Annotated in this window: 8 protein-coding genes; 2 read left to right on the top strand and 6 right to left on the bottom strand. The window is 63.6% G+C overall.

The features are described 5' to 3' along the window. Position 1: 1 nt before the first annotated feature. The 6 genes from RIN13_RS19445 to RIN13_RS19470 form a co-directional block, all read right to left on the bottom strand. Positions 2 to 643: a DUF305 domain-containing protein gene (locus RIN13_RS19445; protein WP_309108959.1), complete on the bottom strand. Its 642-nt coding sequence runs from the start codon at positions 641 to 643 to the stop codon at positions 2 to 4. Positions 644 to 838: 195 nt separating this feature from the next. Then, positions 839 to 1333: a hypothetical protein gene (locus RIN13_RS19450; RefSeq protein WP_309108960.1), complete on the bottom strand. Its 495-nt coding sequence runs from the start codon at positions 1331 to 1333 to the stop codon at positions 839 to 841. Between the two features lie 320 nt (positions 1334 to 1653). Beyond that, positions 1654 to 2034, bottom strand: coding sequence for a universal stress protein (locus RIN13_RS19455; RefSeq protein WP_309108961.1), 381 nt, complete (start codon positions 2032 to 2034; stop codon positions 1654 to 1656). Between the two features lie 43 nt (positions 2035 to 2077). Next, on the bottom strand, positions 2078 to 4048 hold the full coding sequence (locus RIN13_RS19460; protein ID WP_309108962.1) for a tripartite tricarboxylate transporter permease: 1971 nt from the start codon (positions 4046 to 4048) through the stop codon (positions 2078 to 2080). Positions 4049 to 4056: 8 nt separating this feature from the next. Continuing rightward, complete coding sequence (locus RIN13_RS19465) at positions 4057 to 5250, bottom strand: hypothetical protein (protein ID WP_309108963.1); 1194 nt, start codon at positions 5248 to 5250, stop codon at positions 4057 to 4059. Positions 5251 to 5327: 77 nt separating this feature from the next. Then, positions 5328 to 6407, bottom strand: coding sequence for a PrpF domain-containing protein (locus RIN13_RS19470; protein WP_309108964.1), 1080 nt, complete (start codon positions 6405 to 6407; stop codon positions 5328 to 5330). 276 nt (positions 6408 to 6683) lie between these two features. Here RIN13_RS19470 and RIN13_RS19475 point away from each other — a divergent pair, with 276 nt between their 5' ends. Next, positions 6684 to 7598, top strand: coding sequence for a LysR substrate-binding domain-containing protein (locus tag RIN13_RS19475; RefSeq protein WP_309108965.1), 915 nt, complete (start codon positions 6684 to 6686; stop codon positions 7596 to 7598). A gap of 65 nt (positions 7599 to 7663) precedes the next feature. Further along, positions 7664 to 8562 (top strand): MFS transporter (locus tag RIN13_RS19480; protein ID WP_309108966.1); only part of this gene is annotated, 899 nt, incomplete at its 3' end.

Consider the following 8562-nt stretch of genomic DNA (forward strand, 5'->3'; position numbering starts at 1 on the left):
GTCAGAGCTTGGCCAGCAGGTCCTTCATCTCCTGAATTTCCTTCTCCTGCGCCCTGATGATGGTCTTGCTCAGCTCGATGGCTTCGGGATTCTTCCCGCCGCTTTCCTCGGTCTTGGCCATCATGACGGCACCCTCATGATGGGCGATCATCTGGGTCAGGAACAGCCTGGCTGCATCGGTGCCCCGGGCAGCATCGAGCTTGGACATGTCCTCGGCGCTCATCATGCCGCTCATGCCGACCGACCCATGACCAGAGTGGGCGCCCGCGGACGGTGTTGCTGATTCGTTCCAGCTCTTGAGCCAGCCGGCCATTTTTTCGATTTCCGGCGCCTGCGCGGCCTTGATCTGCGTCGCCAGCGCGGTCACCTCGGCGGGGATGTCCTGTTTTTTTAGGATCATGTCGCTCATCTCCACGGCCTGGGCATGATGGGGGATCATCATCTGCGCGAACATCGTGTCTGCCTCGTTGTGCTCAGCGGCTGCACCTGTTGTGGCAGCAGCCGACGCGGCCGCAGCCGCCGTCTCGGCGGGGCTTGCGCCTGACCCCGACGTGCTGCCGCCCCCGTTGGCGCAGCCGGCAAGGACGATGGCTGCGGCGACGGCGGTAACGGAAAGGATGGAGAAGTTCTTGTTCTTGTTCATGGGATTACTGGTCCTTTGAAATCAGCTGGTGCCTCTTGACTGGTCACTCGCGACCTGTGGGTCTTGACCAGTGGATTACCGAGGGGAGGACGGGCGCGGGGCCCGTCAGGATAGGAACGTCTGCGCTGTGGCCTTTGGCCTGTCCGCGGCGCCGGCTGCAGTCTGTGGCCTGTGGCAGGCGGCGCAGGGTTCGCTTTACGTCCTGCTGATGCAAAGGTCGGCCGGTGACCGGCTTTCCGGAAGGTAGGCGTAGCCGGAGACGGCCGCCTTGGGTGCCTGGCTGTCAGCGGCGAATGCGACGGTTGCCGGGGGCGGCGCGGCAAGGGAACCGGTGCTGCCGGACGGGATGCAGGACCCGCCCATGGCCGACATGCCGGCACAGGGATCCCCGCCTATGCAGCTGAAAGTGTCCGACGTCGGCGCAGGGAAATTGGCAGTGCTCGCACCGGCGGCGATCGTGCGTGGATTGTGGTGGCTGTCGTGGCCCCCATGGCCCGCGCTCTCCGTCGCCATCTGGTCCGTGGCCACGTGGTGGGTCTGCACCGCAGCGGTGGAACCTGCCATGTGGATGGCGTGGGGCCCGGTCAGGACATGCATTCCGACGATCCCGGCGATGATCGCCAGCAGCCCGGCGAGCAAGCCCGCGCGGCGCAGGAACTGAGGTCCGCGGTCCGACTGGGTCGCGGTCATGTGTTCCTCCTTCCGGGCGGGATGGGCTACTTCAAGAGTACCGGCCATGGAATGGGCGCAGAATCAGCGAGGAAGGGGAACTGCCGGTGCGGTGTGAGGAACGGTAAACCGGTGTCCCTCTTTCGCTGGCACCTCTCAGGCAGCAGCACCTGATGAGTAAGGGACATGGTGAAGGAGGCAGGTGACCCATCAGGTCAGCCTGCCTCCTTCTGCGGCGCACCTTCCGCCGCGCCCGTCCTTCGGGCTACCTGTTGCGATGGAGTGCGGGGAGTGGCCGCCGCCTGCCGGAAGGACCGGCAGCTTTGATAACCCGGCGGCCGCTAGAGCCTGTCGGCGCGGACCGCCAGGACGGGGCAGGTGGCGTCGAGCAGGATGCGCTGGACGGTGCTGCCCAGAATGAGCTTGCCAACCATGGACCGGTGTCGGAGTCCGACGACGATCATGTCCACGTTCCGGTCCTGCGCTATCTGAATCACGGCGTCACCGGGATCGGAAAGCACGGAGGACTCAATCATCAGGGTCAGGCCGGCCGTGTGGAGCTGCGCCTCAAGCTCTTGCATTTCCGCAGGGTCCAGGTCGTGGTGGCCGCGCCCCACGTTCACGATCAGCAGGTCTGTTTTTCTGAGCAGTGCTTCCGTGATCCCTGTGGTCAGGGCCTCCCTGCCTTCGGCGGCGGGGGAATAGGCAACGAGAACCGTCATGTTCTTGCTTCTCTCCAGTAGAGACGGGGATGGGACAGTGTTTCTAGACGAGCGTGTTGAGCCAGCCCTGCGGCAGATCTATCGGCAGCAGGGACGGCAGGGCCAGCAGCACAACGTACAGGACCAGCGTGTAGACCACCGTTGTCTTCAGGCGTGCCCTGGCCACCACCAGCAGGAACGCGGGGATGAAGATCGTTACCGCGACCAGGTATCCGAAGGCAGCCGTGAGAGCCAGGAAGCCTGTCATCCATACAAAGGTTTTCAGCGCGAACCCCGCATCGAGCGTCCAGCCCACCCGTGCCGTTCTGGTCCTGAGCCAGGTCCTAATTTCGGTGAAGAGCAGGATGCCGGAGAAGATCAGGCCGCCGATGCTCACCAGCTGTGGCACAAGCCGCGCCTCCGGCGAGAATGACGCAGAGGAGATCAGGGCTGCGGAGAAGGCTGCGGCGAAAATGCCCGCTGCGGTCAGGGACCAGGTCGAGTTCTTGAGCTGGCTCTCGTCGTCCTCGGGCCGTTCGTCACGGTGACCGTCGTCGACGTTTGAGTGGCGGCGGGCGCGGAGGAATTTGATGAAGGCCCAGACGATGGGCAGGATCAGGATGGCGAGGAACACGAGCACGCCCGGGCGTGCCATCCAGTCCAGGCCGTTGTAGAGGCTGTCCGTGAGGAAGTAGTAGCGCTCGAGCGGGATCGCCAGGACGAACCCGATGAGGAACGGGGCCCGCGGGAACCCGGTTGACTTCAGCAGCCAGCCGAACACGCCGAGGATAATCATCACCCAGAGGTCGCCGAGCTGGCCGCCCTCTTGGAAGGACCCGAGGAGCATGATCGCCACCAGACCGGCGGCCAGGACGGCGAAGGGGACCTTGGTGAGTTTCGCGAGCTGCTTGACGCTGAGGAAGCAGAACAGGGCGCCGAGGATGGAAGCAATCGCGAAGGACCACACGATGAGGTACATCAGGTCCAGGTGCTCGGTGATGATGGACGGGCCGGGCTGGATGCCGTACGTCAGCAGCATGCCGAGGAGCATGGCCGAGGGGACGCCGCCGGGGATGCCGAACAGGAGCGTGGGGATAAGGTCGCCGGCTTCGACGGAGTTATTGGCGCTTTCCGGGCCAACAATGCCGCGGGGGTCTCCCTTGCCGAACTGGCGCTTGTCCTTCGCCGTGGCCACCGCCTGGCCGTACGCCAGCCAGGTTCCGGCTGTGGCGCCGACGCCGGGCAGGACGCCTGCCCAGATGCCAATGAGTGCACCGCGGATCACCTGGGTCCAGTGGGACAGCCATTCGCGGATACCCCTGCCCCAGCCGCCGCCAAGGCTAATGTTTTCCTTCTGGCCGCGCCGCTGGCTGGCTCGCGAGGCGATTTCGGCGAGGCCGAAGATGCCCAAGGCAACGGCAACGAGCGAGAGCCCGTCACCGAGAAAGAGGCTGCCGAAGGTGAAGCGTTCCTCGGCCGTTGTCGGCGAGGTACCCACCATGCCCAGAACAAGACCCAGCAGCCCGGCGGAGACACCTTTGATGATGTTGCCGCGGGACAGGACTGCGGCCAGGGCAACACCGAGGACGGTCAGCATGAAGAGTTCCGGGCTGGCAAAGGACAGCACCAGGGGCCGTGCCAGTGGAATGGCCAGGGTCAGGCCGATGGCGCCGATAATGCCGCCGGCCATGGAAGAAAGGAACGCGAGCGTCAGGGCTCTCGCCGCTTGGCCCTTCTTCGCCATTGAGTAGCCGTCGAGCATCGTGACGCTGGCCGATGCGGAACCGGGGGCGCCAAGAAGTACTGCGGAGACAGTGTCGGAGGTGTGGACGACTGCCAGTGCGCCGATGAGGAGCGCTAGGGCCTGTGGCGGTTCCATGCCGAAGGTGATCGGCAAGAGAATGGCAACGGCGCCGGTGCCGCCCAAGCCGGGTATGAGGCCCATGACCAGACCGGCAACGGTGCCGATAAGGAGCATGAGGAGCAGGGAAGGGTCAGCGAGTGACGCCAGCGCTGCCATAGCGGAATCAAGCATGATGGTCCTTATTCAACGTGGATGTCGTATTTGCTCTCGAGCAGTTCCTTGACGTAGGACCTGACGGAGCTGCTGACGGTGTACGCTTCCCTGACGCGGTCGGCCATGCCGGCATCCGCTACAAGGGGGTAGCCGCCGAGGACTTTGGCGGCCTTGTTCTGGAAATCTTGGTCGGTGCCGAGCTTTTCGCTGGATTCACGCAGCAGGGTGACCGCCTTGTCCGGCGTTTCCTTCGGTACCCAGAGGCCTTTCTGGTAGGTATAGGTCAAGCCGAGGAGGGTCTTGTAGGCCTCGAACTTCTGGCCGGTGGGTTTTTTGCCGTGCAGCTGTTCGTAGGCCTCGGGAACGGTGGGGACGTCGGGGAAGTTGGGGTCCCGGATGACCTCGCCGGATTCATTCAGCTGGCCGAAGGACATCAGCACTGTTGCCTTGCCTTCCTTGGCGATGCCTTCGACGGCGGAGCCGTAGGCGGAGGTGGTTTGGTAGTCCAGGTCGATCTCGCCGCGTTGCAGGGCCAGATTGACAGGGCCCCGGCCTTCAAAGCCGAAGGTCGACGTCACGTCTGCCTCGAGCAGGTCGAAGGCCACCAACGTCGTGATATCCAGGCCGGTGGCGCTGATGCCACCGAACTCGAGGGGCCTGTCCCTGTTGCGGAGGTCGTTGACGTTCTTGACGCCTGCTCCGGTGCGGGCATAAATCACGCCGCCCGTGCCGTTGACCACCAGGGGCTTAAGGTCCTCGAATGAGTACTTCACGGCCGAGCGTCCGAGGACCCAGGGCACCACCGTGGAGGCTGTCCCTACCAGGATTTCAGTACCGTCGATCTTGGCGGAGCGGGCAAACTTGTTGGTGCCGGAGATGCCTTCGCCGCCAGGTTCGTTGACGGGGGCAAAGCCCGGACGGCCGGGAACGTAGTTAGTCAGTTCAGTGCCGATGAAGCGGGCCCAGGTGTCGGTGCCGCCTCCGGACGCCAGCGGAATGAGGAATTCCAGAGTTTCACCGCTGAAGTTACCGTCCTCGGTGCTGGAGGGCGGGTTGAGGAGGCCCCCGCCCAGGACAGTGGTGGCGACGCCGAGTGCGGCGAAAGATGCAACAACGGCCAAGACCGTGCGCCGTGAGTGCTGCGGCGGATCAGGCTGCTCGGTGGGTGCGGTCTCTTGGATGATGCCGGGGGGTTCCAAGGCTGACTTCTGACTCGTCATTGAGAATATCCTCTAATTTTGTGCCTCTTGGGGCGAGCACCGCAGTGTCACCGAGGGGCATGCTTTTATTGTGGCGGTTACCAGGTGTCGGGAAGCAGGAGTTCGGCGTCGGCAATCCGGCGCGCACTGCGGAGGGCGCCAACCACGGTGACGCCGTCGTTGATTTCCGACCACGTCTGCACGAGCCCTGCCGGCGTCCGCATGGTCACCCCTGCAGAGACGTCGCTCGATATCAGGTTGGCCAGTACGGTCCCCTTGTGTTGGGCAGCCATCGTCAAGGCCACGCTGCCCGTGATGGCGAGGGCGGGATGCAGGCGGCCCATGGAGAGCATCCTGACGACGATGTCGGCCTTGTCGCCGGGCTCTGGCCTGGCCACCAGTGCCAACTTGGGGATGGCGCGCTCGGCGCCGGCTCGGCTGGTGGCAATCCCCATCTGCACGGCCGCGTCACGCCGCAGGTCATCCAGGTGCACCAGCAGTTCCTTCCGCGTGTCGATTTCGGCGGCGGTCTCGTGTCCGGTCAGGCCCACTGCATCGGCTTCCACGATGACGACGGGAGCGCCGGCATCGATGAGCGTCACAGTCACCTGCCGGCCGTCGAAGCCCAGCTTTTCGACTGGTTCCCCCGTTGGGAAGAGCGCGCCGGTGGTCCTTCCGGCCGGGTCAAAGAAACCCATACCCACCGGCATGCCGGGGAACGGAACGCCCGGGATCATCTGGGTTCCGGCGTCTCCCAGTGCACCGTGGGGTGTATCCACCCTCTGCAGAATGAGCTGATTGGTGTTCGTGTTGAGGGTCCTGACCGCCGTGCTTTCCTGCCCGGCATCCACCCAACCGCGCTCGATGGCGTACGGTGCGACGACGGCGGAACAGTTGCCGCAGTTGCTGCCCCAGTCAACCCGCTGTTCGTCGATGCCCACTTGGGCGAAGGTGTAATCGACGTCGGCGTCCTCGCTGAGGGAGCGGGCGAGGATAACCGCCTTGCTCGTCGTGGACGTGCCGCCGCCAACGCCGTCTATCTGTCGGTGGTCGGGACTGCCGAACAGCCGCAGCAGGACTTCATCCACCGTCTTCCCGGGGACCTGCAGATGGTCCCATTCGAAGACCCAGCACTTGCTGGTTCCCCCGCGCATCCACGTGGCCGGAATTCTGAACATGATCGCTTTACACCTTTCTCAAAGCCCCGAATACGGGCCCTCAGCGCTATGGCCTACCTCAGTGTGATGCCAGCCCCGTATGAATTACAATCACGAAAAAATGCATGAGTATGCACTTTTGCTTCATTCGCAAGGCGCTCGGTGGATGGTTGTCCCCAAGCAATTCCGGTAAGGGGCCCGGTAATGCCCGCCCATTCCGGCGGATTTAGTGTCTGACTGAAGGAGATGGATAGGATACTTTTGGGGGCTGAACTATTACTTCAAGTCAGGAGTGCTGTGCTGAACGTCAGAAGACTCGAACTGCTGTTGGACGTCGTGGAGCTCGGTTCAATAACCGCAGCCGCGGAAAAACACGTGTACTCCCCGTCAGGGGTCTCCCAGCAACTCCGGCGCCTGGAAGCGGAAGTTGGCCAGCCGCTGCTGCAGCGGCAGGCGCGCGGAATGGTGCCGACCGATGCCGGGCACGTCCTCACGGCGCACACCCGGAGAATCCTGCGCCAGATGGCCGCCGCGGAGGCTGATCTAGCTGAAATCGCAGGGCTCAACCGCGGCAGCCTCACCATGGGAACCTTCCCTACCCTCGGGGGTTCCTTTCTGCCGCTCGTCATCAGCAGGTTCAAAGGGCAATACCCGGCGATCGAGTTGCATGTCCGCAGCAGCCGGTTTGATGACCTGATCGAAATGCTCGAAAACGGCCAGGTGGGTATGTCTCTGCTCTGGGATTACGAATGGAACAGAATCAACCCGGAAGACTTCGCACTCACCACCGTCTTTGAAGACGCCACTGCCCTCATCGTGGGCAAGAATCACAAGCTCGCCCGCCGGAAACAGGTGGATATGGCGGATCTTGCCACCGAGGAATGGATTGTTCGGGAAGAGGAACACCCTGTTGTTGAAGTGCTTCACAGGAGTGCGAAGGCGGCAGGATTCGTGCCCCGGATCGCGTTCCATGCCAATGACTACCAAGAGGCCCAGGCCATGGTCAGCGTGGGACTCGGCATTGCACTTGCGCCGCGAACGGCTGTGGTGAACAAGCATCCCGGCGTCAGCATTGTGTCGCTGGGTGCCAGCGCACCTTCCCGCCGGGTACTCCTGGCGCATCGGCATGACCGGGTGCGGGCAGCGGCAGAAATAGCCTTCCAGGCAACGCTGCTGGAGGTAGCGAAAGATAACAGCGCGGACTTCAAATGATGGTCGCGTGAAACGACGGGGGACCCTTGAGTAAGTACCGGCCACAGTCACGTAAATGGCTATGGATGCTGATCGCGTCCGCTGTCCTCTGCCAGATAGCGCTGAACCTTGCCCGGCCGTTGATTTCCTACAAAGTCCTGGCCTTGGGCGGGGACTCGCTCATCGTCGGCCTGACGTCGGCGTCCTATGCGCTCGTCCCGGTAGCGGCCGCGCTATGGCTGGGCAGGGTATCGGACAGGCGGAGTTCCCTCCGGGGGATCGTCGTCGTGGGGACGTTACTCCTGGCGGCCGGGCCCGTCCTGCTTTCTGCTTCTCCATCACTGCCTGTTGTTGCAGCAGCCAGTGCGGTGCTGGGTCTGGGGCATCTCTGTTTCACGATCGCGGGTCAATCCGCGATCGCCAGGTTCGTCCCCCTCGCCCGTATGGACGCCGCCTTTGGATGGTTTACGGCTTCCTTCTCCTTGGGACAGATGGCCGGGCCGCTGCTGGCGGGCCTCGCTATGGGTGCCGCCGAAGGAGTTCCTTCCGGAGTGAGGCTGGCTGACTCGAATACCGGTCTTCTCATTGCCGGCGCCATCGCCGCGCTCGCCGTTCCCTTCGGATTCGGAACTGGCGTAAAACGGGGACCTCCACACAGGGAGGATGGGAAGCTGCCACCGAGGCCCGGTCGGGACTCGGTGACCTCGCTGCTGCGCTATCCCACCGTGAAGACCAACATGGTGGCAAGCCTGGCACTTTTGGCGACGACGGACATCCTGGTTGCATTCCTCCCTCTGTTGGGCGAGGAGAAAGGGGTTTCCCCTGTTGTCGTCGGCATTTTGCTGGCCACGCGGGCAGCAGCGTCCATCACATCCCGCCTGCTCCTGCCCGTTCTCCTCGTCCGTTGGAGCCGGTCAGGGCTCGTCATCGCAAGCCTTGCCGGCGCAGGAACTACTCTCGCCCTGCTGCCATGGCTGTTCGAACT

The organism is Arthrobacter sp. (assembly GCF_031179985.1).
Lineage (GTDB): Bacteria > Actinomycetota > Actinomycetes > Actinomycetales > Micrococcaceae > Arthrobacter.

What these genes read in the sequence shown, in the direction of transcription:
- RIN13_RS19445 (WP_309108959.1), bottom strand. Translation starts at nt 643, where the DNA reads ATGAACAAGAACAAGAACTTCTCCATCCTTTCCGTTACCGCCGTCGCC.
- RIN13_RS19450 (WP_309108960.1), bottom strand. Translation starts at nt 1,333, where the DNA reads ATGACCGCGACCCAGTCGGACCGCGGACCTCAGTTCCTGCGCCGCGCG.
- RIN13_RS19455 (WP_309108961.1), bottom strand. Translation starts at nt 2,034, where the DNA reads ATGACGGTTCTCGTTGCCTATTCCCCCGCCGCCGAAGGCAGGGAGGCC.
- RIN13_RS19460 (WP_309108962.1), bottom strand. Translation starts at nt 4,048, where the DNA reads ATGCTTGATTCCGCTATGGCAGCGCTGGCGTCACTCGCTGACCCTTCC.
- RIN13_RS19465 (WP_309108963.1), bottom strand. Translation starts at nt 5,250, where the DNA reads ATGACGAGTCAGAAGTCAGCCTTGGAACCCCCCGGCATCATCCAAGAG.
- RIN13_RS19470 (WP_309108964.1), bottom strand. Translation starts at nt 6,407, where the DNA reads ATGTTCAGAATTCCGGCCACGTGGATGCGCGGGGGAACCAGCAAGTGC.